Here is a 22,684-nt window from a genome sequence, read left to right on the forward strand (position 1 = left end):
GCGCGGTCTCCTGCGGAGACACGACGCGGAGTGACTGCGTCACTCCCAGCGCTGCCGCGCCGCTGCGCGGCGCAGGGGGGAACGACCCGGCGGGCAGTCACCTGCGGTGACTGCGGGGCTGTCCCGGTTGACCCGGGCCTGCGGGTCTACGGGTGGGGCCGACGCCGCTATCTGCGGTCCTGACACGCCCCCTGCGAGGGCAGTTTGGCTGTTCAGAGCACTACTCGGCTGCTGAATCCCGGTGTCCGCTGCCGCTGTCTACTGCGGAGCCATCGGCACCGGATGCGGGCCGGCGCTCTCTTGCCAGTAACAGTATGTACCCCGCTCCCCTACCACGTCCATCCCGCCGAACGTACCGGGGAGGATCACGCCACGTGCTGACGGCCCGCCCTGACCATGTGACAGGTGGTCTAAACCAAAAAGACGCAGCGAAAGGGAGGTGCTCGGGTTCCCGGGCCCGGAAAACAGGCTGACGGACCCATATGACAAAACCTCATAACCCCACCCCCACAACCTATCTAACCACCCAACAAAACCCCATACACAAACCGCATAAGAAAGGGCCCTCACTCCCGGATGCGAAATACGTATTTAGATTCCTCCGGCAGTTAGAGTCCTTTCAAGTGGCGGTCTTTCAGGGGTCGTGGGAGGGGATTTTATCCCCCTCCTACCGTTCCGTCAGACGCACGGGAAGAACACCCGGGAGGCGAGCGGGTAACGGCGGATCTCATCCAGGTACTCGGTCTGGAAAGCACCCCGGGGGGGCGATTTCGTCGCCTCGCAGCGTGCCCACTCCCTTCTGGGTCCTGACGATGACTCCGTCCAGGAAGCTCGTCCCCGCTCCCCCAAGATCGGAGAAAACGTTGGCTCGGACGTGGAGGTACACCCTCTCCGCCCTGCTCGGCGATGATCACTGCGTATGCGAGATCCGCAAGCGGGTAGGCGTGCGCGTTTCGGGCCCGGCTGGAGCTGTCGGACAAGAGGTCCAGACGAAGAGCCCGGAGGTCGTGAGCGAGGGTGGCACGGGTGTCTGGCCGGAGGGGATTCCGATGTGGTCGGCGTCGAACTCGCGGACGGCAGGCCGTTTCCACGGACCGCTGGTGCCGGTGGTGCAAACGCGGATGATCTCGTCATACGTCCGGCGCAACGCGCGGTAGATGAGAGACGGCAGATCGTCCATCAGCGTTCCTTGGCAAGATGCCGCCGAGGGGGTGGTCGTGGTGCATGAACCAAGCAGGCAGTACAGACCCACGCGGGAGGAGGTGGCCGAGGGCTTACGGGTGCACCTGATCCGTATCGCTCGACGTCGCGAGCGCCTGCGTTCGACCGACAGTAAACATCTACTCGAGGTCCGAAAACGCGTCGCAGAAGCCGTGAAAGCCGGAATCAGCCTCGAGGAAGCCGCAAAGACCACCGGCTACAAGCTCGAGACCATCACTCGTTGGCTCAGCAAGCAGAAGGACCAGGCGCGGGATGTTCCGACCGACAAAGCCAAACACCGGCTCGAGCTGATCAACCAGCGGCGCCATCGCGTAACCCGAAGAGACCTGGCCATCTCCAAGCAGGCTCAGGCACTTGTCCGCAAGGCCATGGGTGCCGGCATCCAGGCTGATGAGTTCGCCAGCCTGAGCGGCTACACCGAGTCGCGGGTGACTAAATGGTTCGCCTCGGTCCGCCGGGCTCTGCAGCAAGCACAGCGTCAGCGAGAACTCATCGCCACCCGGCGGGGTAAGGGAAGCCGGCCTCCCCAGCACCTGACCGAAGCCGAGTATGACCAGTGGCTCGTGGAAGCCGACCACAAACGCAGGAAGGTCCTGCGTCGGTACGGCCTGAGCCAGCAACTCCCCAAGCCCAATCACGGAAGCAGCCGTCGGGGCAGGGGGCGCAAGCGGCACCAGACTGCCCCCCGGGTCCGTCCGAAGCTTCTCGCGAAGGGATCCGGTAGGCGCAAGAAGCGCCCCAGGAAGTGAGCTGCGTCACTCTCGCGCCTACGCGCGCGCGTAGGCGCGCACGCCCTATGACCGCAGCATTGGTTAACTCGCTGGTAACCCCACATGTGGGGGGTCCGGATGGCGGCAGATCCGGGGCTAATGTCGCCTCACTCCCCCAGCGGAGTACACCCTCGTTCCGGTCGCAGCGCGCGGGCGGCGGTGTGTGAAGCAGCCCCGAGCCGTTCCACTGGCCGGGGAATGGCTCGGGGCCTGCCCGTCGGAAATCTTGGCGGATCGTGGCAGGCAGGCCCCTAGACCCCAGGAGGGCCTGTCCATGACGGTACACATCAACGAGCAGCCTGAGCGGGCTGGCGAGCGTGGAACGGGGCACACCGGTGCCACCCAGCTGTCGACGCACGACCCGGTCCCCGCTTCTCCCCCGCCTTCCCAGGGCGCCAAGGTGAGGGTGCTGGCCGTGCTCCTGGCCGTGGCGGTGGGTATCGCCTCGGCCCTCGCGGCCTACGTCGTCGGCCACCACGTCACCAAGGACGTGGGAGAGCCCTTCGTCTGGGCTGCGGCCACGTTTCTCGGCGTCACCACTCTCGCGACGCACCTGATCGAGAAGAGTGGCCTCATCGACTAGAGCAACCGCCCAGTGCCCCGAGAAAGGTCATGAAGGGCGATCTGGCGGCCTAACGGGGTGGCCAGACCCCTTTTCATCATCCCCTCTCCAAAAGTCGGCGAGAGTGTCATGTAGCGGCTTGGTGGGGCCAGTTGGTCGGGTCCGGCCCCGGCCGGGGCGTCGGCGGCCTCGCGGCATGGCAGTGCGGCTGCGTACAGGTTCGCTACGCGCCAGGGCCGACAGGCCGCTGGCGCCGGGGCCCCCGCACCTCCGCGCATGTCTTGTGCGACGGCACGCCGTCCTCATCTCGAAGATTCGTGGCGACCGAGCAGTACCGGCACGGCCGCTGCTCGGGCGCCCAGTGGGCACTCGAGCGCCAGTCCAGCAGGGCGTCGTCGGCACGGTCATCTGGGCCTGGCTGCCGGGGGATCGCGGGAGCCGCCGGCGCTGCGGGACGCGGCGCCGGTTGCGCAGGGGTGGGTGACAAGGAGGGCCATGCCCCGATCGGGCGGACCAGCGGTGACGGCTGCATCGGGATCGAGGGCATCGTGGGGGCGGGTTCAGCGGAGGGGATGGCGGCTGTCTGGGCAAAGGGCCGGCACGTGGGCGCGCGGTGGCTGGCGCCCGTGGGCAGATCGCGCTCGTCCTCCGGCTCGACCGAGGGCAGGACCGGGCGGCCGCTGTTGTGGTCCGCGAGCCGTTCCTGGTCGGCGTCCGTCACCCAGAACCGTTGTGTCTTGGCCCCCGTGCGGTGCTCGATGGGGACGATCAGTCCGGCCGCTGTCTTGCGTACCAGGTCGTCGAAAAAGACGTCCCGCGGCTTGGGGGTCACGTGCGTCCGGCCGCAGCGGCGCTGGGTCTCGGGGCACCGGTAGAGGGCGCGGTCGTCGCAGCGCCAGAATTCCAGTACCCGGTAGCCCGACACGACGCGCAGGTCGCCCGACTTCGCGATCACCTGCGCCGGCAGGTTGTCGCTTCGTGTCCAGTGGGTGTCGGTGCGGGTCGCGTAGTCCGAGCGGTCTGTGTGCCAGGCCGGTGTGATCCCGTACTTCGCCGCCTTCGCCGCGCGGGCCTTCACGCTCCGCGGGCCTTCCACGCCGGCGGACGACAGCTGTACCTCCCACCCGATCAGGCGGCCGCCCGCGCCCCGGACGAGGGTGTCGGTCTGGATCCACGACCGAGGCCCCACGCTCGTGCGCACCTCGATGTCCGCGGGGAAGCCGTCGCGCTCCGCGGTGCGGACGATCCGTTCCTGGTAGGCCTTGTGCTCGTCCGACAGCGGCGCGCGGTGGCGCTCCTCGTCCTCGGAGCGCTCGTGCACGGCCTCGCGACGGCCGCCCCGCTCCCGCAGGTACATCCATGCGGCCACGCCCGCCTTCCGGCAGACCCCGCCACACAGCAGTCCCCGCTTGGCCACCGGCACGCCTCTGAGCGCGTCGATCCGATCACTTTGATAGAGCAGGTCCCACAGTCCCGGGATGCTCTCGTGCCCGAGGTCGTCCCGGGTCAGGTCCAGCTCGATGCCCCACTTCTCGTGCCAGACGATGTTCGCCAACGTGTCCCGCCTTCCCTCTTCGACAGACCGCTTCCTCGAAGGTAGAGCCGGGCACTGACAATCCATCAGACATAGGATCAGCCATACGAATCCGGACAACAAGTTCGCATGTCCCCATGCCAAGCCGACGGTGCGCGGGCCCTCCGCCTCTGACATCCGACGACGCACCCGGCCCCGAAGCCGCCCCCCTGGTTCGGTGGTGAAGGGAGCTTCCCTGCTCACCACCGCTGGGCGTTCTGAGATCAAGGAGGTGGTCGAGCAGTGGGTCCGGTGGCATGGTTCACCGGGTCACGACCATGGCAATGGCGCCGATGAACACGGCGGCGAAGGTGCCGGCCACCATCAGCGGTGTGGCCAGCTTGGGGTGGCGGTAGGCGGCGTAGGCGAGGGCTCCAAGGCTGAGCAGGCCGGTGAAGGTCAGGAGCATGATGACGAGCAGGGTGAGCGTGGACACGATCTTCTCCAGGTTGTCGGTTCGGTAGTCGGGTGGGGCTTCGTGGGCCGGGTTCGAGGTGTGGCTGGGAAGCGGGCGGTTCGTCTGCCGGGCTGTGCGTTGCTTGAGGCCCGGAAGTGAATCGGGTCTGGTGGTTTTCTGTGCAGGGGCTTCAAAACGCGGCGCGGCGGCCGTCCTGGGGACGACCGCCGCAACCCGCTGAAGTTCTCACGCCCTGAAAAAGGGCATGGGCATGTTTTCCTTAGAAGACGAACACCACCTTTACGGAAATAGAAAATGCCATCAGATCAGCCTTCCTCCATTGGCCACCTGGTTGGCCAAGTGCTCTTCCACTTCTCGGATCAGCCGGTCCAGCTCTTTTTTATCGACACGATCGGGCACGCCAGATTCGACGACACAGTGAGAGATCTCGCGAACTCTGCAGACCAAATCTAGAGATCGAGGAGTTTCGACTCTCTCAAGCATTTCCAGCACCTCCTTCAGAGCACTAGACAGTTCTGCCAGTGGGTCCTGTTTACGAGCGTCGCACTGGAAGTTTAGAAGATCTTTCTCTTCTCCTAGGACTTCCAGATACGCCTTGGCGTCTTCGTCTCCTGATTCGGCAGCTTTCTTCCACCAGAGGACTGCCAGTGTCTGCGCTTCGAAGAGTTCGAATAGCTCGGCGACACGGCGCTGTTCTGCGGGGCGCAGAGGAGTGCCTTGACGGTTCCGGCGTAGAAGGCATGCGAGTTCCGAGAGCAGGTTGCGCTGCTTGCGGGTGATCGCGCCATGTCCCCCGGCCGGGGGCCGGCACGAAGGCCGGCCCCCTTCCTGTGGCGGGACTGCCCGCGTCCCGTAACTGTCGTCCATGACCTGCTCGAAGAGTTCCAGCAGGACCAGCCGCACAAGGGCATTGCGCCCTTCCGGAATCATCCAACTGCTCACGCCGACACCTCCTCGGAAGACGGACTCATTTTCTTCTGCAGCATGCGAAGCGCCGAGTTGAGATACCTCTTGACCGTCGCTTCGCTTACTTCCATGACATCAGCGGTATCCGCAGGGTGCACGTTCCTTAAAATGCAAAGGAAAACCGCTTCTTTGTGACGTTGGGGCAACTCATAAACATACTCATGAATACCCGCTCGGAGCTCTTCGTAGACACCTTCTGGAAGACCCATGACCGAAACCGAATCGGGCAGGTCCTCCGGCTGGGAGGGAATGATCTGCAGCTTCCCTCTGCTGTTCTTTCGGAACTCGTCGCGAACAGCGTTTCTCACTACCGCTTTACTGTAGACAGTGAGCCTTTCGGGGCTCACCACCGACAGATCGGGAAATTTTCGAAGCACTTTGATCAGTGCAGTCTGCACCGCATCATCCGCCAGGTGCGGGTCCCCGCCCATGGCGAACGCGGTGCGGAACATCGGCCCGCGAACTTCCGCGAAGCGAACTTCTGGGTCGCCGTCGTAGGTCGGCGGACATCCTTCCTCGGTCACGCCGCCTCCTGCATCGACGGCAGCGACGTACTGCTACCGACCGCCTCCCAGCTCTCCGCCGGCCAGCGCTCGCTGCCTAGAAGCCGAAGCGGCGGTGACGCCGCTCCCTCTTCCACACCCTCAAGCCAAGCCATGAGCCCGGCCCCTTCCTGTGAGTCCTTCAGCGATGAGGACTGACGCCCTCGATCACTAGACGGATCTCGCACCCGGAATCCGGATGCCGTCACGGAAGTTTTTTCCGGAGCTCCCGGCCGAGCAGCCCGAGCCGCACCGCAGGAAGACCTGCTCACGATGCCCACCCCCCTCGTAAGCAGGGGATATGTGCGTGGCGCGGCCCGGAGGACGGCCAGTGCCGGTTCCGTGCCGGAGCCGAAAGCAGGTACGGCTCACTGGATGGCCAGCGCCACCAAGACTGGAGCGCAGGGGATTCCCTCGACTCCGCGTCTGCGAGGTCCGCAGACCGTCCTTGAAGATCGTGTCCTCTTCCTTGCACCAGTCGAGGACAGACTCCATGGAGTCGTCGACGGACAGGATGAAGCAGGCGGAGACCTGCTGCGGCTGGGGCGTGCCGACGTTGAACCAGACCGGCGAGTTGAAGCTGAAGATCTGGTGCAGGAGGGCGCAGGCCAGTTCGTGCTCGAAGATCTCGGCGTCGGCGGGCGAGGCGAAGTAACCGTGGTCCTCGCCGGCCTTCGTGTACGTCTTCACGATCCGGTCGATGAGCTGCTTCGGCTGGGCTGAGGGGTGGTTGTGCCAGGCGGCTGCAGGAGAGGTCCGCTAGTCGATTAGCGAACCCCGGCGCAGGGCCGCGGCGGTGAGGGGGCTGGCAACGACGACCGCGCGTCGAGCGGCCTGGCCCTCCACCAGAAGTGTCCCGGCCAGGGAGGAAACGGCCTGGCACTACGGGCGGGGCGCCGTGTTCTAGTCTCACGCGCCCTCACTGAGGCTCACCGGTCCTGGCCGAGGTCCGCTGGTGCCTATCGGTGCCTGGCTCGGCTAACCTGGCGTAGACGCTCTGTCTACAGCCGCTTCGGCGGGGGTGGAAAGACGAGGGCCGGAACCGGTTGCAGCCAGTCCCAGGCCCTCGCCTCAAGGCGTGACTACGAAGCCCGGCCGACTTGCACGCGGTCGGGCTCAGTCATGAGCCGACCATCTCGTCCGGTCCTCGGTCACCTCTAGCTCAGCCAGAGGGTCACGACCTTGTCGATGATCTCCGCGACCAGCAGCGGCGCCAGCCAGTCGATCACCGCCTGCCAAATGCGGCGCTTCTTCTGACCAGCCGGTGGCTGCTCGTTCTCGGGCATCATCTGCCCCTCCGTTTCCGGTCCGTTTCCCTGAACCAGGGACCGCCCCACCTTGAGGCGGAGATCTTGAAGACCGGTCTCGAAGAAGCAGCCACCAGCATAGGTTCGAAAGTGGCCCCCGGCGGACCAGGGACCACTACCTCTGGGCGGCAGGTGCCATAGAACCACTAGATCTGGGGTTCCAGGCATTTCCAGTCCTTCGGCGTGTCGCACACGCAGGGCCGTGGCATCACCACAGCTCAAGACCGCGTCAAAGCCCAAGTCACTCAATACGATGATCACCTCGTCCACCTGCTCCTCCTGCACTTTCTTGATCTCACTCGGATAGCGATGGCGGCCTCGAAGTCTTCGAGGCTGTCGAAAGCCTTGTACACGGACGCGAAGCGCAGGTAGGCGACGAGGTCGAGCTCCTGCAAGGGGCCGAGGATGGCCAGGCCCACGTCGTGGGTGGTCAGCTCGGCGCTCCCGGTGGCGCGCACCGCCTCCTCGACCCGCTGGCCGAGCTTGGCGAGGGCGTCCTCGGTGACCGGTCGCCCCTGGCACGCCTTGCGCACACCGGAGATGACCTTGGTACGGCTGAAGGGCTCGGTGACGCCGGAACGCTTCACCACCATGAGCGAGCACGTCTCCGCCGTCGTGAAACGACGGGAGCAGTCGGGGCACTGGCGACGGCGTCGGATCGACGTCCCGTCGTCGGTGGTGTGACTGTCGACGACGCGGCTGTCGGGGTACTTCAGGGCAGCCCTGGTAACGGACGGACAGCGGAGCAGCAGGGTGATCCACAATCCATACTCGAACATGTGTTTGGCGCAAACTTTCGAAAGCCACTACCGTTGCGCCAGACACGGAGACCAGCGGCAGTACTTGCTGGTGACGATGTTGACCGCGTTCACCGACCAGAAGTCGGGGAACTCGACGCCACGCTGCTCGAAGTTGATCGAGCCGTCGCGCCAGTTGGTCATGACGACGTCACGGCGCTCCCACGCCACCTCGTCGTACGGATGCACGCCGGCGGTGGTGCGGATGCGCTCGATACGCCGTGTCAGTGCCGCAGGTTGGCGTAGAGCCGGGCCCTCACGCCCGGCTCTCCTGGAATCCGGCGCACCTCCGGGGTTCCCGAAGTGGCCCAGCGCTGGTCGAGCTGCTCGGCCGCGGCATGGAGGGGGGCCTCATCGGCGGCGGTGATGTCCAGGACGACGAGGCCGGGCTCGGACAGGTGGATCGGGCCGATCGGTTTCATGCCCACCAGAACGCCCCACGGGGGCAGTGGGCTCGGGCACGGTGGGGGATCGCCGCGCCCTTGAAGATCATGTTCTCTTCCTTGTACCAGCTGAAGATCTGGTGCAGGAGGGCGTGGGCCGGCTCTTGCGCGAAGCCACGATCAGGAGCTAGCCGAGCCAGACGATGTCCAGGACGGACAGGTGCCGAAGGGCTCGGTTGGCGAAGTAGATGACGGACAGGCGGCCGGCGGACGCGATCCGGACGTCTTCGCCCTCGGCGTCGTCGGGGTCCCACTGGCGGAAGCCCCACGGGTCGGCCGCGGCGGCGTCGAGCAGGTCCCAGACCGTCTCTTCGGCGTGCTCGGGAAGTCCGGCGAGGACCTTCGCGGCTGGTGTCGAGAGGCGGACCGCGTATGGCTGCATGCTCACCGGCGCCGCCGGCCGCGGAGCTCGGCCATGTCGATGAACCCGGTCTCATCGTGGCCGGAGACCACGAACGCTTCGACCGCGGCGGCGGAAGCGAGACGGGCCTGCCAGACGTGCACGACCTCGTAGAGGGTGTTCAAGGAGAACGTCCGACGCGACTCCTCCAACGCGGCCGCCCATTCCCCTTCGAAGGCGGGGACCCACCGGTCCGCACGCCGATCGGCCCGCAGCTGGGCGAGAAGCTCGGCCGGGGCGCCGGGTACGGGCGCGTACGGCGCGACGGGGGCGTGGTTGGGTGAGCGCTCATCGGCTCCTCCTACGACGGGTGCACGACCACCGTAGAGCGCCGTGGCCCAGGCCGTGGAGTTTCGGAAGCCGAACCCGTTCACAACAGTTCTACCGTGGTGGGTTAATGAGTGCGGGGCCGGCCAAAGGGCGGCCCCGCGCATCGTGCCAGCTCGCCGGACTACCGGTTCGTGCGCTTGCGTCCCACGACCCAGCTGGCGACGGCAGTCAGAACCACTGCTACCCCCCATTGGATGACACCGTCGTAGACCGACTGGGCAAACGCTTCAACCGTGCTGAGGAACCCCACAGGGTCCGCCCAGTAAGTTCCGGCGAGGAACCCCACGGCCAGGAACACCAGGGTCATCGCGATTCGCGAGGGCCCCTCCTCCCGCTCCACGGTGTCGTGCTGGATAATCGATGCCACTAGAACCTCCTACAGGGTGATCTGACATGTCAGTGATCTTGCACAGGTGGTTCCTCCACCGGCTTCTGGATGCGCCCACCACAAGCTCCCCAGAAGTCGGTGGAGTGCTTCTCAGGTCATGTGCTCACGCTTCCTCTCGGCCATGAGCCACTCGACCGCTTCCTCCAAGGCTGCGACCCGCGCTTCGAGGCCCAGGTCCCTACGCGCCTGAGGCAGCGGCAGCCGCGACTCCGCTCTCCGAGTCGCGAATTCGCAGTCATCGCCGGGCAGGGCTTCACGGGTCGCTGCACTAAGGGACTGAGACTCCTGAAGCAGCCTCGCGATGTTCGCGCTGTCCAGCGGATCTTCCGAACTGTCCGCGCTGCGCTGCCAGGACTCACTCGCCAGCCGCGCAGCGACATCGCAGTCTCTCGGCTCAAGATGACGAGCAAGGAACTGGTAAAGAAGCTGTGAGTCCCGGGCCGTGGGCTCGCTCGTCGGCTTCTCAGCGACCGAAACCGTGGCATGGGACAGGCGGGACAGTTCGCGCTGCCGCTCCAGCAAGAGGTCGATCTCGGCGTAAGCACCCTGGAGCTGTACGTCCACCACTGTGAACTGCTCTTCGGGAGTGCCCGGGTGCTCTTCCTCCCACGACTTGACCGCCTGGGCGTACCGGTTGTGGACCGCGGCACGGGACAGGCCTCCGTGTGCCTGGCCGATCGCTTCCCACGGAACACCGCGGACGCGTTCCGCGATCACTGACAGCCGCTGCAGGTCCGCGGAGATCTCCGCCACCCGGCGCGCGGTCGCGACGTACTCGCCAGCGGGCACGCGGCCAGCCAGCCCCGCAGCGGCCGGGGGCGACGTCACTTTGTCAGAAGAACTCATGCCTAGATGATGGCGAACTAACCGACGCACCGTCAAGTCTCCTTTGACGGCACGTACATGAAACCTAACATCGGAGCTCAGGATCATGACGCTGACCTGCGTCTATTCGCGAGGAACACCTCCTCAACGAAAGACCCCTCCGGCGCAGCGCCAGGGGCAGCCGGATCGCCACCGACACGGCGCCGGGCGAGTCACCGTGTGAGTGCGGTGGGGCGGATACCGCCTGCGGGGTGCCATTCCACTGCCGACATCGGCAGTCGCGTCTGGTCGGGAAGGGCACCGGTCATAGGTAGGAAGGCGTCCACCCCGCAGATCAACCGCACGGCCCGCGCCGGGGAAAAGGTTCGCGATCAGCGGCGCCGGCAGCGTGTTCTGAGGGGCAGGGTTCAGTAGATACCGGCGGCTGGGAAGCGCCATGGGGTGGTCCCGGAACGTCATCGTGTTCCGGGACCACCCCATGGTCTTGGAGGTATTACGCCTTGCCCTGCATGATCTGGACGATCATCAGGATCAGCGTGATGATGCTGATCATCGTGTCGAGGTTGTCGCGGGCGCTCCTGAGGCCGCTGCGCAGGCCCGTCCTGACGTTGCGTGCCATGCCGCGTTCGTCGGGGTCCCCCTCTATGACGGGCATCTGGGCGATGCGCAGCCGGGTCAGGGTGCTGTGCCACTCGTGGTAGTGGCGCTGCTCGACGTCGCAGGCGACGAGGAAGGCGTGGAGCACCTCCGGGGTGGGCAGGGCCGGGCCTTCGAGGACGGTACGGATGTCCCGTCGGCCGAGGGCGCGGTTCTTGCGGCGGGCCTTCTTCTTGAGATGGTCGGGCGAGTGGCCGCCGGCGAGGTCGGCGAGAAGGTCGCGGAAGTCGGCGGCCGAGGTGCACAGGACGAGGGCCATGCGTCCGGTGTCGAGGTCGAGCGTGCCAGGCATGGGTACCTGCTGCTGACGGTCCACCTCCTGCTGGACCAGGATCCGGATGGGCGGGCGGCCCTGCTCGGGGAGGAGGGAGGACTCCTCCTCGGAGGTGTCGGCGGCGTCACGGGCCGCAGCGAGTTCGGCCTGCGCCTGGGCCGCGCTCTCCCACAGGGAGTGCCAGTAGTCCCGGTCGGCGTCCGGGTCGCACGTCCGGACGTAGGCCCAGGTGATGGCCCAGGTGGGGAGTTTCCTGCCGGAGGCGGCCTGGGACAGGGATGCGGCCGAGTAGTGGGCCGTATTCCCAAGGGCGCGGTAGGACAGGCCGGAGGTCTCCTTGACCTGCCGAAGCGAGCTGGCGAGCCGCTCCAGCTGCGGGGTGGCCTCCGGGTGGATAGGGGCGTCAGTTCGAGGCATCGGTGACCGCCTCAGACTCGTTGTCCGCCTCGACAGGCGGGAGGGGGGCCAGCGGCCAGAAGGCCGCGGTGGCGCTGGCGGCGTTCAGGCCCAGCGAGATGGCCTCCGCCGGGGGCAGGCCGGCCGCCAGTCCGGTGAAGGCCGTGCCGGTGCCGGTCGCCGTGTAGGTGGCGAGCTTGACGGCGTTCGCGGCGTAGCGCCGGGCCTTGGCCACGAGACGGCGGACCGCGGGACCGAAGGTGTCGGGCCACTGGGGAACCGGCCAGAGGGGAGAGGGGAAGCAGACCCCGCCGAGAGGATGAACCAGGTACTGCACGGTCGTTCCTTTCGTGATCGCACGAAGCACGGGGCCCTCAGGCTTGCGATCACAGATCTGCGCAAGGACCCCGTGCACCTCGGATGCGCCACCGGGAGCGCCAACTCCCATGCGGTGGTGCGATGTGACGAGACACCAGTCTTGCGGGGCACCGCATACCTGTACAGAGGTCTATGTCTGCCCTTCATCCACTCCTTCCGGACTGATTGGTAAACAAGGTGTTTACACAGGTCAGAGCGCTACAGACGGGTCATGGGCGGACGTGAACGGCCTAACAATGGCCATCGCTCAACTGATCAGTAATGATGGACACCAGTCAGCCGCGTGCTGGCGAAAGCGCTCGTCCCTACCTCGGACATGCGTGTGACAGGAAGTACCGCGCCAACGGGCTTCCCGAAGGGCCCGCCCTGCTTCATGGACACCCCCACTCGGGTGTCCTCGAAGGAGGGCGGGCCCTTGCCGTTGTGCCCTCGATCAACTCGCCCACGGGCTCACCGTCCAGGAGGCCGTCCTCGCCTACACCTGGGCGCTCGGCGACCGGCTCTTCACCGCCGACCACGGCGAGCACCTGGAGGACGACGAGGACGCCCCGATGCGCACCGCCATGCGGCAGATGCGCGGCGTCTTCCACCAGCTCGACCGCGACCTCATCCGCAAACGTCTGCGCGACGGCTGCACCACCCAGGGCGAACAGGGCGGCTACGCGTACGGCGCACCCCGCTTCGGGCAGCAGGCCGTCGACGGCGAGCTCGTCGACCTCGCCCCGGAGAAGGAGATTGAGGACCTGATCCTGCAGTGGCACGACGAGGAGGGCCTGGGCGCCCGCGCCATCTGCCGGCGGCTCAATGACGAGGGGCTGCCGTCGAAGCGGGGCGGGAAGTGGCATCCGACCACGGTGGCCCGGATCATCGACCCGGCCGCGCGGGAGGCCGCCCGGGTGCGCTCCGCCTTCGACCGGGCGCAGAAGAAGGAGACCCGCCGCACCCGTGCCTCGAAGATCCTCGAATCCAGCGTCCGGTAGCCGTTCCTGAGGAGGGGGCGCAGGCGACCGATTTCGCCTCACAGCAACTATGGAATCGGGGCCCAGGCCTGGGAAAGGATCACGGTCGTCGGTACAGGACTGCCGACGGCAGTGAGAAGCCCGGTCGGAGCTGGCCCCGTCGTATTGCTGAAGTCCAGCGTGCCGCCGGAGAACGTCGTGTCCCCGAAGGACACCGTGCCGCCGGAGATTGTCGTGCGATTGAAGTACACCGCGCCGCCGGAGAACGTCGAGTCCCCGAAGTCCACCGCGCCGCCCGAGATCGTCGAGTCCCCGAGGTACACCGAGCCGCCGGAGAACGTCGAGCCGCTGAAGTACACCGTGCCGCGGGAGATCGTCGAGTCCCCGAAGTACACCGAGCCGCCGGAGATCGTCGAGTCCCCGAAGTACACCGAGCCGCCGGAGATCGTCGAGTCCCCGAAGTACGCCGAGCCGCCCGAGACCGTCGCGTGGGCGAAGGACACCACGGAGCCTTCGGAGATCGTCGCGTCGTTGAAGAGCACCGTGCTGTCGGAGATCATCGCGTCGTTGAAGAGCAGCCTGCTGTCGGAGATCGTCGCGCCGCTGAAGGACACTGTGCCGCCGGAGAATGTGGCGTCCCTGAAGATCACCGTGCTGCCGGAGAACGATGCGCCGTTGAAGGTCACGGTGCCGCGGGTGAACCTTGCGTCGCTGAAGTCCATGTTGCCGTCGATGGTGAGGTCGAGGTCGCAGCCTTGCCAGGAGTGACGGGTTCCCTCGGGGCGGCGGTAGTGGTCGCCGATGAGGCGCAGGATCGTGTGCCGTACCTCGCGGAGGGCGAGGTAGAGGTGGTGATTCTCCAGCTCGGCGGTCCCGGGGTCGGGAGTGTGAGGGAGCCTGAGGTAGGCGCACAGGACGTCAATGCATGTCTGGCGAAGGTTGACGTCGGGGGCGTCGTCGGCGAGGCCGGCCAAGGCGTGGACACCGCCGAGGCGGACGGCAGGGGAGTCCGAGCCGAGTTTGTCGACGGCCTGGGAGAAGCGTTCGGTGTGTAGCCGGGTGGCTTCGCGGTGGGCGCCTGCCTCGTCGACACGCTGGCGGCGGTAGGCGACGACCAGGGCGACGAGCGCGCCGGCCCCGGCGACCACGCCGAAGGACAGCTTCACCAGGTCGAAGAGCGTCTGCGCGTCCAGCTTCGTGGTGGAGTCGATCTCCTTGAAATCGAGCAGCACCACCAGGCCGTAGAAGATGCCTGCTGAGGTCAGGACCGCTGCGGCGAAGGCGAGACCAAGCGCGCGGCCGACCTTCCACAGCCGCAACTCCCGATCATTTGGGGCGGGTCGCGGCCCGCGGTTGGCTGCCATGACGTTGAAGACAAGGCTCGGGGACCGGTGGTTGCAGCGAGGTTCGGGATCCGAGGGACCTTTTCAACCCCCTGCTGGGGATGGATGACGTCCGAGTGGTGGCCAGTCAGTACCCCGCCGCGTGCCGGAACACGGTCGACCTGAGCATCACCCACCACTCATGAAACAGGACGTCACTTCACGGTGATGTCCCCAGGCTTGGCCTGGTACGAGGCCAGCCGATGCAAGGCGTGCGCCGGGATCAGCGACACCAGGAACTCGATGTACCCCTCCAGCTGGTCCAGAGTGGCGGGATTCTCCAGACAGTGGACGATCTTCAAACCGTCTCCGCTGTCGTGCACTCCTCCGCCGGCCAGCATCTCTCCCCAGCTCTTCCACATCGGGTGCTCGGTCATCCGCTGCATGTCGGCGTATGACATACCGAGGTCCTGCCACCCGCTGGACGATTTCTCAGTCCTCTCCCCGTTGTGACGCATCTGGGCGATACGCGCGGACGCCACGGCGGCGATCTGAACCCGCCGTGCCAGCGGAACAAGACGGCAGGCCCGGATCAGTTGGTCGGCAGGAACGGTTCGGACCAGTTCGCACTGCCCTGGGAACGTCCGGCGGCCAAGCAGAATCCGACGGATCTCGTCCCGTAGTTCCTGGAGCCCCTCAGGCTTGGTCATCGACACCAGCAAGCCGATCGGGAATCCCTCCCCGAAGCCGGGCCCGCTCACCGTCATGCCCTTCACCAAGACGTCGACCGCGGTCTCCAGGTCGTCCGGGTTGATCTCCTCGTCACTGTCCCGGTTCAGTAGGGCGAACACTTCGACGAGTGGATCCATTGACCCCGTCCTCACCGGCCCCGTCTCGAAGTCCTTGAGATTCCATGCCCGGCCTTCGCGTCGGGCTCGTCGCTGGGCGGCGGCCAACCGAGACAGACCGGCCTCCTCCGGTGACGAGGCCGTGATATTCATGCCAGCCCGCTTGCGCAGAGCGGTGAGGTTCTTGAGGACTGCTTCTCGAAGGAGCTCGATGTCAGGTTCGGCCAGGGTGGCGATCAGCGAGATCGAGCCCAGCGCCAGCGTGCCCTGCCGTGCATGACCCGCCAGCAGGTGCGCGCGCTCCGTGATCTCTTCATTGAGCACCGAGCGGCTGCCCCCGCCTCCGGCGTATGCGCGGGGGAAGCGCGGCAAGAATCCCTGCTGCTGCCACCGCTCGATCTGCGACTGAGATGCACCGGACAGCTCCATCAGCTCGCGCATCGCCGTGCTTGTGGTCCTCGCCATGGGGCCGAGCGTAGAACCTCGCTAAGTTCCCGGATCGCCCCGCCCATAGCCCTGTTGGTGACATGACGTCGTGCCACCCGGCACAGGTGAACCGCCGCTTCAGGCGGGCATAGCGAGGAGAACGTCGTGACCATCCAGATCGCGCCGCTGGCGGCCCTGCTCATCGTCGTGGGCTACGTCGTCGGCTTGTCGGTCTTCAAGTACACCGCCCGGGCCCACGGCGCCGCTGGCCGCGGGGACCTGGTGGCATCGATTGCCTCAGGAGCAGCCGTCGCGACGCTCCTCGCACTGCTGCTCACCCCTGGCTTCGGACAGGCGGCGTCCCCTGCCTCGCCTTCGACGAACCCGGGCCCGGTCGTTTCCCCTTGGTGAGTGAGTTAGGCCGTCGAGTCAGGGCGGTGGGGGCCGTCACCGATCCCCCGTTTGATCTCCGGCGAAGCCACCCGTACGGCCACGCTGTCCCGACGACCCGGACCGACCCAAGGGGTGCTTGGAGGGCCCCGAGGGTGGGCGGACGCGATGTGATTCAGGTCACCGGACGAGCCGTACTGTCCGGGGCGCCACGAGAACCGCGAAGGGGCGAAACCCGGGAACCTGCCCGGCGACAGAAGAACGGCCCTGCCTCCATGACTCCGCTCCACCTGGCCTTCCTCGCCGTCGGGGCAAGGTCGGCGGGCCGGTGCGGGAGGAGGGGTAATGCGGACGAGCGCGTCCGCGCTCGACGCCTCCGGGTACGGACCCTTTGCGGACCGCGCGTTCACCGACGACGACCACTCGGCCCCGGAGGGCCTCCCGGCCGCCGCCGGGCGCGGCCCGCGGCCTACCGCACCTCAGACACACGCCGGAGCGAGGCCGAGGCCCGTAGAGCGCCGCGGCCCAAGGCTTCAAGATCAGCCAATGATGGCTTTGGCTTCACCTCCCCAGCCCCCTAGGGAACGATGTGATGGACCCTGCGAGGGCGAGGTCACTCAGACCGAGGAGAACGCCGACTATGAACCCGTTGAAACTGTTGCTCAAGGCAATCACGTCCAACCGTGAGACCGACGCCGTGCCTCGCACGATCCTCTACAAATGGGACTGCAAAACCTGTGGCGACAGCTATGTCGGCTCCGATCGGCAGTACGTCGGAGGCACCGCTGTTTCTCACCGACGCCGGAGCAAACGAGGGTGCCCTACGCCGAAGATGTACCGCGTGGAGAACTGACGGCCCCGGCCCCCAGTCAGCGCCCTCATGAGAATCCCGTTGCCCCTTTGACGCGTATATCGGCCACACCCCGCCACTCGGCTCCAGGGGGGCCTCCCGGCCGCCGCAGGGCGTGGCCCGCGGCCTACCGCACGCCACGGCCCCACCACACCTCTGCCGCTCGGTGGAGCGCTGCGGCACGGTTCACCCCGGGTGCCATCTGGCTTCCGCTCTCACTGCATCCGACAGCATGGCGAGACTCTCCCTGGGGTGAATGCGACGGGCCGACCTCGGGGATCGTCAGCGCGCCAGCTTGAGGCGTGCCGTCTCTGCGGCATGGGAGGCGGCTTCGATCAGCCCGAGTGCGCCGGCGAGCGTTTCCACGAAGGCGTTGACCGCCTCGATCGCGCGGCCCTCCATGGTCTCGGGCTCTGCGAAGTACGCCGCGAACTCTCCGGCGCCGACGGTCGCCATGGCGGGCCGACGGGCCTGATAGTCGGCCCACATCGGTCTGTAGATGGCGCGCACTCGGTCGAGCTCGGCTTCGTCGATCTCCTCGTGCCGGAGGCGGCGGATTGTCTGCTCCTTGGCCTTCCACATCGCGATGTGGTGCTGGACGGAAACCGGCCCGAAGGGACCGGGAAGAGCTCGCTCGATCCTCGGCATGCCAGGCTGCACGGACCAAGGCGAGTGCAACTCCGTGAGGACCACGGTCAGCCTGTCCATGTCGATCCGGCCGGTCCGCTCGCCCTCCTCGAGGACGAGCTGGGCGGCGCGCCGTTGCTTGGGAGTGGCCGAGGCGTGAGCGAGCTGCTCGACGATGGCGCGGACGTTCTCCCTGCGCCGAACGGCGGTCGTCTGACCGGTGGCGCGCGCGTGGGTACGCCAGGCTCGGCGCGCCTGCGGGGTAAGCACGATCGTGTCGTCGATCAGCCAGAGGTACAGCACGACACGGATCAGGGAGCGTTGCGGGATGCGGCCCAACGGGGAACGCTCTCGAGCTTCGAGAAGTCTGGTGAACAACTCGCGTTGCTCGGGCGGGAAGACTCGCGGATCGCTGCCGTGCGCGCTGGTCTTGCGCGGCTCTGGGTTGGCGAGCATGCCGTCCTCGACCCAGGAGGTCACCATCCTGGGACTGGCTTTCACGCCCAGCGCGAGTCCGTCAGCAACCAGATCGGCCGAGGTTCCCTCAACCCACGTGGTGGCCTGCTTCCCGTTCATGGCGCCGAACTTACATCGAGATTCGAGGCCCGGAAGCTGCATTCAACCCACGTCAGCCATAAGGCTTGGGGCCAGCAGAAACTGCGCCCCGCACCATATCCCTGGCAGGAACACCCGGTGCGGGGGCAGCCGACTCATCCCCTGAACGGAGACCGTCATGTGCCACCGTACGCACCGTCCCGCCCCGAAGCGGCGACGCGCCCGCCACCGTATTGTCCAGGGCCTCGGGCAGGCCTCGATCTACGCCGCTTCCGCCACGTTGGCCGGCGGTCTGGTCCGCGAACTGCTCCACCTGGTCCACGTGTCCGTCTTCTCGTGCTGACCTGAAGACCGGGGGATGCCGCGTCCGGGCCTGCCGGGCGCGGCATCTCAGTAGCCCCCTAGAGCCACCCAAACAGGGGAGGGCACGCCCTGGCTGAGGCCGCCGACCAGGTGCAGGAGGTCCGGAGGGAAGGCCGCGTCCTACTCTGGGCACGAGGCGGCCCCCGGCATTTTCCCTGCCGGGGGCCGCCTCGGTGTTCCGCGGTCGTCTACTGCCGGGGGAGTCCAGCGGGGTCGATGTCGAAGGGAAACGGGGTGTCGAGCCGGGTCGCCGCGCCGGCGAGCGCGGTGGTCGTCTCGATGCACCGGCCGTTGTCGAGCTCGCTGATGATGAGCCGCGGCGCGGGGTCGAACTCCAGGCGCCAGAAGTACGGGATGGCGGCCTCGGCGTAGAGCATCGGCTTGAACTTCCGGTCCATCGTCTTGTTGCCGGGCGAGACCAGCTCGACGACGAGCTGTACCGCGTCGGCGTCGACGCTGACGCTGTCCTCGGTGGCCGCGGCCTTGTCCACGACCACAATGTCGGGCACCACCAGGCCGCTGGGCAGCGTCACGTTGACGGCTTCCAGGACCTCGACCGGTGCGCAGGCCACGTGGGCCGCGGCCTCCAGCAGGTTCCGCCCGGAGGCGTCGAGCAACAGCTGATGCCCCGTCCGTGAGCGCCTGGCGTCGGATAACCCTCTGCACTTATCCGACGCGATCACCTCTCCGGCTACCGTTCCGCCAGGCCTGCCCTGCCCTGACCGGAGGAGAAGTGGAACCGACGGAGCCGTGCGGACACTTCTTGCTGTGGAGCTTCCCTTGAATGAACGGGTCCGGTCCGGCGACCGGGCGGGGTTCGCTGAGATCTTCGACGAGCATGCGCGCGTCGTCTACGCCCATGCCGTCCGCACGACGGGCGACTGGGCCCTCGCCGAGGACGTCATGTCCCTCACCTTCCTGGAGGCCTGGCGGTTACGCGACAAGCTGCGCGAGGAAGTCAGAAGCGTCCGGGCATGGCTGCTGGGCATCGCGACCAACGTCATGCGCAACACCGCCCGGTCGGCCCGCCGGCACCGGGAGGCGATGTCCCGGCTGTCTCTCCCCGAGACGTCGCCCGACTTCGCGGACGAGCTGGTCGGGCAGATGGCCGACGCGCAGCGGCTGGCCGCCGCAGCCCGTGCGCTACAGCGACTGAAGCGGACCGAGCGCGAGGTCTTCGCCCTGGTCGTCTGGTCCGATCTGGGATACGCGGCGGTCGCCGAGGCGCTGGGGATCCCCGTGGGCACCGTGCGCTCCCGGCTCTCCCGCGCGAGGGAGAAGCTGCGCCGGCTCGTCGACGAGGAGCTGGCGGCAGATCCGCGCGTGATGGAACCGCAGGGCGGCAGCGGACACATACCGGATAGCGGGGCGGCAGCAGCCCGCGCTTCCCACAGGAGGGGTACACGATGAACGCGGAGCAGCGGGAGCAGGCGGAGCGGGAGCAGGCCAGGCGGGTGCTGCCGCCAGCCGCCTATCCGGACCCGGTGCCCGGACGGACGGAGGCCCGCCGTCGGCATCTCCTGAGTGAGATCGACCGGCAGACGAGCGCCCGTTCCGTCCTGCGGCCGAGGCGGCGCATGGTGCTGGTGCTGGGCGCGGCGGTGGCGGCCGGCGCGACCGTGGTCGTTCTCAGCCTCGGCTCGGGAACCACCGGTGCCCCGAACGTGCCTCCGGCCTCGGCGGCGTCGGTGCAGGTGCTGGAGAGGGCCGCGCTGGCGGCCAGTGCGACGTCGCAGACGAAGGTGGTCGACGGGCAGTACGTGTACGTCAAGACGGTCGGCCACACCTCGGTGCTGTCGGAGAACAAGGCCGGGCAGATGGAGCTCCTACGCGAGGACGAGGGCATGGAGCAGTGGACGTCGGTGGACGGCAGCGAGCGTGCCCTGCAGCGCAAGGCCGGCAAGGACAGACTGCTGCCGGCCGCTCCCGGCAGCCTGAACGCGCCGACATACAGCTTCCTGGCCGCCCTGCCGGCCGATCCCCACGCCCTGCTGAAGCTCATCCGTGACGACGCCGAGAAGAACCACGGGGCCGGTTCGGACTCCACGACGGGCCCGGACCAGGAGGCCTTCGTCACGATCGGCGATCTGCTGCGCAACGGGGTGACTCCCCCCGCCACCGCTGCCGCGCTCTACCGCGCTGCCGCGCTCATCCCCGGCGTCGATGTCGTCCCCGACACCGTGGACGCGGCCGGGCGCCGCGGGGTAGCCGTCGCCCGCGTGCACGATGGCGAACGCAAGGAGTGGATCTTCGACACGAGCACGGCCCGACTTCTCGGCGAGCGCACGGTCCTCCTCAAGGACAGCGCCTGGGGCAAGGCCGGCACCGTCGTGACCTCCGTCGCCCTCGTCAGCAGCGGAATCGTCGCCGAAGCCGGACAGACCCCGTAAGAACTCACGCGTAGGGATACATCGTCGACAGAGATCGAACAAGGTCGAACATTAGGGCGATTGCGATCGAGAACGCGCCATCCCCGGTCGCGGGCGCCGCCTTTACCCGGACTTTGCTGTGGGATTCCTGTGGATCACTCGCCCAACCCACCACAGGAGGAACAGCATGCGCCTTGGACGCACTCTCGTCCCGGTCGTCACCGCCTTATCCGCTTTGACGGCAAGCGCGGCCACCGCGACCGCGGCACCGGAGCCTTCCGCCTCGCCCGAGGTCGGATTCGCCTCGCAGGCCAAGGAGACCCAGCTGCAACAGCAGCTCGCCAAGTCGAAACCGGTCATCGCCACCTACAAGGGGAAGAAGATAGACCTGGCCCACGGCTGGCAGGGCGCCCAGGCCTGTTCCGAGGTGCCGAGCGGTGAGGTCTACTGCTACGACACCGCCGAGCAGGCCGACCAGGCGCTCGCCTCGCTCGCCCCGGCCCTCACGAAGAGCACCGGCGGCGCCGGGCTGTCGGCGAAGGAGAGCGGACAGCTCGGTCCCACCGCGCTCACCGACTGCGCCTACGGGTGGGTCTGCCTGTGGGAGCACTCCGACTACACCGGCCGCCGGCTCCAGTGGTCCGCCAAGGGCACCAAGCAGCTCGGGGACTGGGGCTTCCGGGACCAGGCCAGCGCCGGCTGCGTCAACCGCGACATGCAAGGTGCGCTCGTCTACGACGCCCGCACGGGCCTTCCCGACCCGTACATGGCCCTGGGCAACCTCGGCTGCTACAAGTTCCCCAACGTCAGCTACCCGACCGGCGGGACCTGGAACGACAAGGCCGACTACATGGAGATGTGACCGGCGGGAAGAACTCTCGCGCTGACGACGCCCCAGCCGTCGGCGTCCTGAGCAGACAGGTGGAGGACACCAGCTGATCCGACACCGCCCGTCGAACGCAGGGGGCCGGAGCCAATGCCAGTGGCTCCGGCCCCCTGCCACGTGACTGTACCTACCCCCGCATCCGCTGCACTGGACATGCCAGCCGTGCCAATTTTTCAGAGGTCCCGGCGCCTGCCTACTCTGAACCCACCAGGGTGCCGCCACCACCGTGCCACCAATGGCCGTCACTGTCCCGCAGGCACCAGCAGCTTGTGGCTCCGGCAAGGCCAGCCCCTCGGCCGCCTCCCGCCGGTGCGCTTCAGCTCGTGCGACGGCGCCGAGCCGAAGCACAGCTCGTCCAGGTGATTCCGGCGCCGGCCCTGAACCCGCTCCGTCGACGCCGCGTTCACACAGCATGGAACCGATCGACCCGATCCACCTCAGCGAGCCCGGCCTCGTCGTCCTGGATATCACCGGCCTCGACGAGGCCACCATGCAGGCCGCCGCGGCCGAGATCACCAGCCGGTGGGCGACCTCGGGCATCCCGAAGGTGCGGCGTATCCCCGGGGAGCCCGGGGTGAGCGCGCGGCTGTACGCCGACCTCCGTCGATCCGGGACCTGTCGGCATATTCCAACGGCACATCGGTAGCACGCGAGGCGGTACGCGCCCCGGCGTAGCAGGCGCCCGCGGGAGGGTGAACCCGGCACGGGTGTGCCGGGCTCGGATGGTTCTAGGGCAGTGCGTGCCGTGCCACGGGGGCTGCGTGCTCCCACTGGCCTGTGTGGTGGACGGTGGGCTGGTTCATGTCGTCGGCGAGCAGGTGGGCCAGGAGAATGCCGGTCGC

The 22,684-nt window shown here is 67.3% G+C and carries 27 protein-coding genes and 2 pseudogenes; 9 read left to right on the forward strand and 20 right to left on the reverse strand.

Annotated features, from left to right (window positions below; genetic code table 11):
* Nucleotides 1–910: 910 nt before the first annotated feature.
* A complete protein-coding gene (locus ACFYUZ_RS38595; RefSeq protein WP_389317705.1) occupies nucleotides 911–1,180 on the reverse strand; it encodes a hypothetical protein in 270 nt (89 codons plus the stop codon).
* A gap of 100 nt (nucleotides 1,181–1,280) precedes the next feature.
* Between ACFYUZ_RS38595 and ACFYUZ_RS38600 the strand changes: the two genes are divergently transcribed.
* Nucleotides 1,281–1,970, forward strand: a complete 690-nt coding sequence (locus tag ACFYUZ_RS38600; RefSeq protein ID WP_389317708.1) for a hypothetical protein — start codon at nucleotides 1,281–1,283, stop codon at nucleotides 1,968–1,970.
* A gap of 295 nt (nucleotides 1,971–2,265) precedes the next feature.
* Nucleotides 2,266–2,574, forward strand: a complete 309-nt coding sequence (locus ACFYUZ_RS38605; RefSeq protein WP_389317711.1) for a hypothetical protein — start codon at nucleotides 2,266–2,268, stop codon at nucleotides 2,572–2,574.
* A 202-nt stretch (nucleotides 2,575–2,776) separates the two neighbouring features.
* Here ACFYUZ_RS38605 and ACFYUZ_RS38610 read toward each other — a convergent pair whose 3' ends face one another.
* The 15 genes and pseudogenes from ACFYUZ_RS38610 to ACFYUZ_RS38680 form a co-directional block, all read right to left on the reverse strand.
* Nucleotides 2,777–4,108, reverse strand: a complete 1,332-nt coding sequence (locus ACFYUZ_RS38610) for a hypothetical protein (protein WP_389317714.1) — start codon at nucleotides 4,106–4,108, stop codon at nucleotides 2,777–2,779.
* A gap of 280 nt (nucleotides 4,109–4,388) precedes the next feature.
* On the reverse strand, nucleotides 4,389–4,562 hold the full coding sequence (locus ACFYUZ_RS38615; protein ID WP_389317717.1) for a hypothetical protein: 174 nt from the start codon (nucleotides 4,560–4,562) through the stop codon (nucleotides 4,389–4,391).
* 282 nt (nucleotides 4,563–4,844) lie between these two features.
* Nucleotides 4,845–5,486, reverse strand: a complete 642-nt coding sequence (locus ACFYUZ_RS38620; protein WP_389317720.1) for a hypothetical protein — start codon at nucleotides 5,484–5,486, stop codon at nucleotides 4,845–4,847.
* The gene (locus tag ACFYUZ_RS38625; RefSeq protein ID WP_389317723.1) at nucleotides 5,483–6,034 is read right to left on the reverse strand and encodes an RNA polymerase sigma factor; all 552 of its coding nucleotides are present in this window, start codon (nucleotides 6,032–6,034) and stop codon (nucleotides 5,483–5,485) included. Before ACFYUZ_RS38625 ends, ACFYUZ_RS38620 begins: the two co-directional genes overlap by 4 nt.
* Nucleotides 6,035–6,418: 384 nt before the next feature.
* Nucleotides 6,419–6,763: pseudogene (locus tag ACFYUZ_RS38630) on the reverse strand (vitamin B12-dependent ribonucleotide reductase); the annotation flags it as partial.
* 446 nt (nucleotides 6,764–7,209) lie between these two features.
* Nucleotides 7,210–7,629: a hypothetical protein gene (locus tag ACFYUZ_RS38635; protein ID WP_389317726.1), complete on the reverse strand. Its 420-nt coding sequence runs from the start codon at nucleotides 7,627–7,629 to the stop codon at nucleotides 7,210–7,212.
* The gene (nrdR, locus tag ACFYUZ_RS38640) at nucleotides 7,617–8,075 is read right to left on the reverse strand and encodes a transcriptional regulator NrdR (protein WP_389317777.1); all 459 of its coding nucleotides are present in this window, start codon (nucleotides 8,073–8,075) and stop codon (nucleotides 7,617–7,619) included. Before nrdR ends, ACFYUZ_RS38635 begins: the two co-directional genes overlap by 13 nt.
* 93 nt (nucleotides 8,076–8,168) lie before the next feature.
* Nucleotides 8,169–8,384, reverse strand: a pseudogene (locus ACFYUZ_RS38645) (hypothetical protein); the annotation flags it as partial.
* Nucleotides 8,381–8,578, reverse strand: a complete 198-nt coding sequence (locus ACFYUZ_RS38650; protein WP_389317729.1) for a DUF6207 family protein — start codon at nucleotides 8,576–8,578, stop codon at nucleotides 8,381–8,383. The pseudogene ACFYUZ_RS38645 and the gene ACFYUZ_RS38650, both read right to left, overlap by 4 nt.
* Before the next feature lie 148 nt (nucleotides 8,579–8,726).
* Nucleotides 8,727–8,981 (reverse strand): hypothetical protein, encoded by a 255-nt coding sequence (locus ACFYUZ_RS38655; RefSeq protein ID WP_389317780.1) that lies wholly within the window; start codon nucleotides 8,979–8,981, stop codon nucleotides 8,727–8,729.
* Nucleotides 8,982–8,983: 2 nt separating this feature from the next.
* Nucleotides 8,984–9,520, reverse strand: coding sequence for a DUF6247 family protein (locus tag ACFYUZ_RS38660; RefSeq protein ID WP_389317731.1), 537 nt, complete (start codon nucleotides 9,518–9,520; stop codon nucleotides 8,984–8,986).
* Nucleotides 9,451–9,696, reverse strand: coding sequence for a hypothetical protein (locus ACFYUZ_RS38665; RefSeq protein WP_389317783.1), 246 nt, complete (start codon nucleotides 9,694–9,696; stop codon nucleotides 9,451–9,453). Before ACFYUZ_RS38665 ends, ACFYUZ_RS38660 begins: the two co-directional genes overlap by 70 nt.
* A 111-nt stretch (nucleotides 9,697–9,807) precedes the next feature.
* Nucleotides 9,808–10,563, reverse strand: a complete 756-nt coding sequence (locus ACFYUZ_RS38670) for a hypothetical protein (RefSeq protein WP_389317734.1) — start codon at nucleotides 10,561–10,563, stop codon at nucleotides 9,808–9,810.
* 472 nt (nucleotides 10,564–11,035) lie between these two features.
* Nucleotides 11,036–11,890: a helix-turn-helix domain-containing protein gene (locus tag ACFYUZ_RS38675; protein ID WP_389317737.1), complete on the reverse strand. Its 855-nt coding sequence runs from the start codon at nucleotides 11,888–11,890 to the stop codon at nucleotides 11,036–11,038.
* Entirely contained in the window at nucleotides 11,877–12,206 is a 330-nt protein-coding gene (locus tag ACFYUZ_RS38680) for a hypothetical protein (RefSeq protein ID WP_389317740.1), read from the reverse strand. The genes ACFYUZ_RS38675 and ACFYUZ_RS38680 overlap by 14 nt, the downstream gene beginning before the upstream one ends.
* A gap of 592 nt (nucleotides 12,207–12,798) precedes the next feature.
* Between ACFYUZ_RS38680 and ACFYUZ_RS38685 the strand changes: the two genes are divergently transcribed.
* Nucleotides 12,799–13,227 (forward strand): recombinase family protein, encoded by a 429-nt coding sequence (locus ACFYUZ_RS38685; protein WP_389317743.1) that lies wholly within the window; start codon nucleotides 12,799–12,801, stop codon nucleotides 13,225–13,227.
* Between the two features lie 47 nt (nucleotides 13,228–13,274).
* Here ACFYUZ_RS38685 and ACFYUZ_RS38690 read toward each other — a convergent pair whose 3' ends face one another.
* Entirely contained in the window at nucleotides 13,275–14,525 is a 1,251-nt protein-coding gene (locus ACFYUZ_RS38690; RefSeq protein WP_389317746.1) for a pentapeptide repeat-containing protein, read from the reverse strand.
* A gap of 218 nt (nucleotides 14,526–14,743) precedes the next feature.
* A complete protein-coding gene (locus ACFYUZ_RS38695; protein WP_389317749.1) occupies nucleotides 14,744–15,841 on the reverse strand; it encodes a hypothetical protein in 1,098 nt (365 codons plus the stop codon).
* Nucleotides 15,842–15,967: 126 nt separating this feature from the next.
* Between ACFYUZ_RS38695 and ACFYUZ_RS38700 the strand changes: the two genes are divergently transcribed.
* On the forward strand, nucleotides 15,968–16,213 hold the full coding sequence (locus ACFYUZ_RS38700; RefSeq protein ID WP_389317752.1) for a hypothetical protein: 246 nt from the start codon (nucleotides 15,968–15,970) through the stop codon (nucleotides 16,211–16,213).
* 1,111 nt (nucleotides 16,214–17,324) lie between these two features.
* Here ACFYUZ_RS38700 and ACFYUZ_RS38705 read toward each other — a convergent pair.
* Nucleotides 17,325–18,245 (reverse strand): hypothetical protein, encoded by a 921-nt coding sequence (locus ACFYUZ_RS38705; RefSeq protein ID WP_389317755.1) that lies wholly within the window; start codon nucleotides 18,243–18,245, stop codon nucleotides 17,325–17,327.
* A gap of 157 nt (nucleotides 18,246–18,402) precedes the next feature.
* Here ACFYUZ_RS38705 and ACFYUZ_RS38710 point away from each other — a divergent pair, with 157 nt between their 5' ends.
* Nucleotides 18,403–18,567, forward strand: a complete 165-nt coding sequence (locus ACFYUZ_RS38710) for a hypothetical protein (RefSeq protein ID WP_389317758.1) — start codon at nucleotides 18,403–18,405, stop codon at nucleotides 18,565–18,567.
* 208 nt (nucleotides 18,568–18,775) lie between these two features.
* Here ACFYUZ_RS38710 and ACFYUZ_RS38715 read toward each other — a convergent pair whose 3' ends face one another.
* Nucleotides 18,776–19,204: a Uma2 family endonuclease gene (locus ACFYUZ_RS38715; protein ID WP_389317762.1), complete on the reverse strand. Its 429-nt coding sequence runs from the start codon at nucleotides 19,202–19,204 to the stop codon at nucleotides 18,776–18,778.
* 163 nt (nucleotides 19,205–19,367) lie between these two features.
* Between ACFYUZ_RS38715 and ACFYUZ_RS38720 the strand changes: the two genes are divergently transcribed.
* The 4 genes from ACFYUZ_RS38720 (at nucleotide 19,368) to ACFYUZ_RS38735 (ending at nucleotide 22,488) form a co-directional block, all read left to right on the forward strand.
* The gene (locus ACFYUZ_RS38720) at nucleotides 19,368–19,997 is read left to right on the forward strand and encodes an RNA polymerase sigma factor (protein WP_389317765.1); all 630 of its coding nucleotides are present in this window, start codon (nucleotides 19,368–19,370) and stop codon (nucleotides 19,995–19,997) included.
* Nucleotides 19,994–20,977 (forward strand): CU044_5270 family protein, encoded by a 984-nt coding sequence (locus tag ACFYUZ_RS38725; RefSeq protein WP_389317768.1) that lies wholly within the window; start codon nucleotides 19,994–19,996, stop codon nucleotides 20,975–20,977. Before ACFYUZ_RS38720 ends, ACFYUZ_RS38725 begins: the two co-directional genes overlap by 4 nt.
* Nucleotides 20,978–21,143: 166 nt before the next feature.
* Nucleotides 21,144–21,818 (forward strand): peptidase inhibitor family I36 protein, encoded by a 675-nt coding sequence (locus ACFYUZ_RS38730; protein ID WP_389317771.1) that lies wholly within the window; start codon nucleotides 21,144–21,146, stop codon nucleotides 21,816–21,818.
* Between the two features lie 436 nt (nucleotides 21,819–22,254).
* Nucleotides 22,255–22,488 carry a DUF6207 family protein gene (locus ACFYUZ_RS38735; protein ID WP_389317774.1) on the forward strand — a complete coding sequence of 78 codons (234 nt, stop codon included), beginning with the start codon at nucleotides 22,255–22,257 and terminating at the stop codon, nucleotides 22,486–22,488.
* The last annotated feature ends 196 nt before the right edge of the window (nucleotides 22,489–22,684 follow it).

The organism is Streptomyces sp. NPDC004266, from assembly GCF_042874095.1.
Classification (GTDB): domain Bacteria; phylum Actinomycetota; class Actinomycetes; order Streptomycetales; family Streptomycetaceae; genus Streptomyces.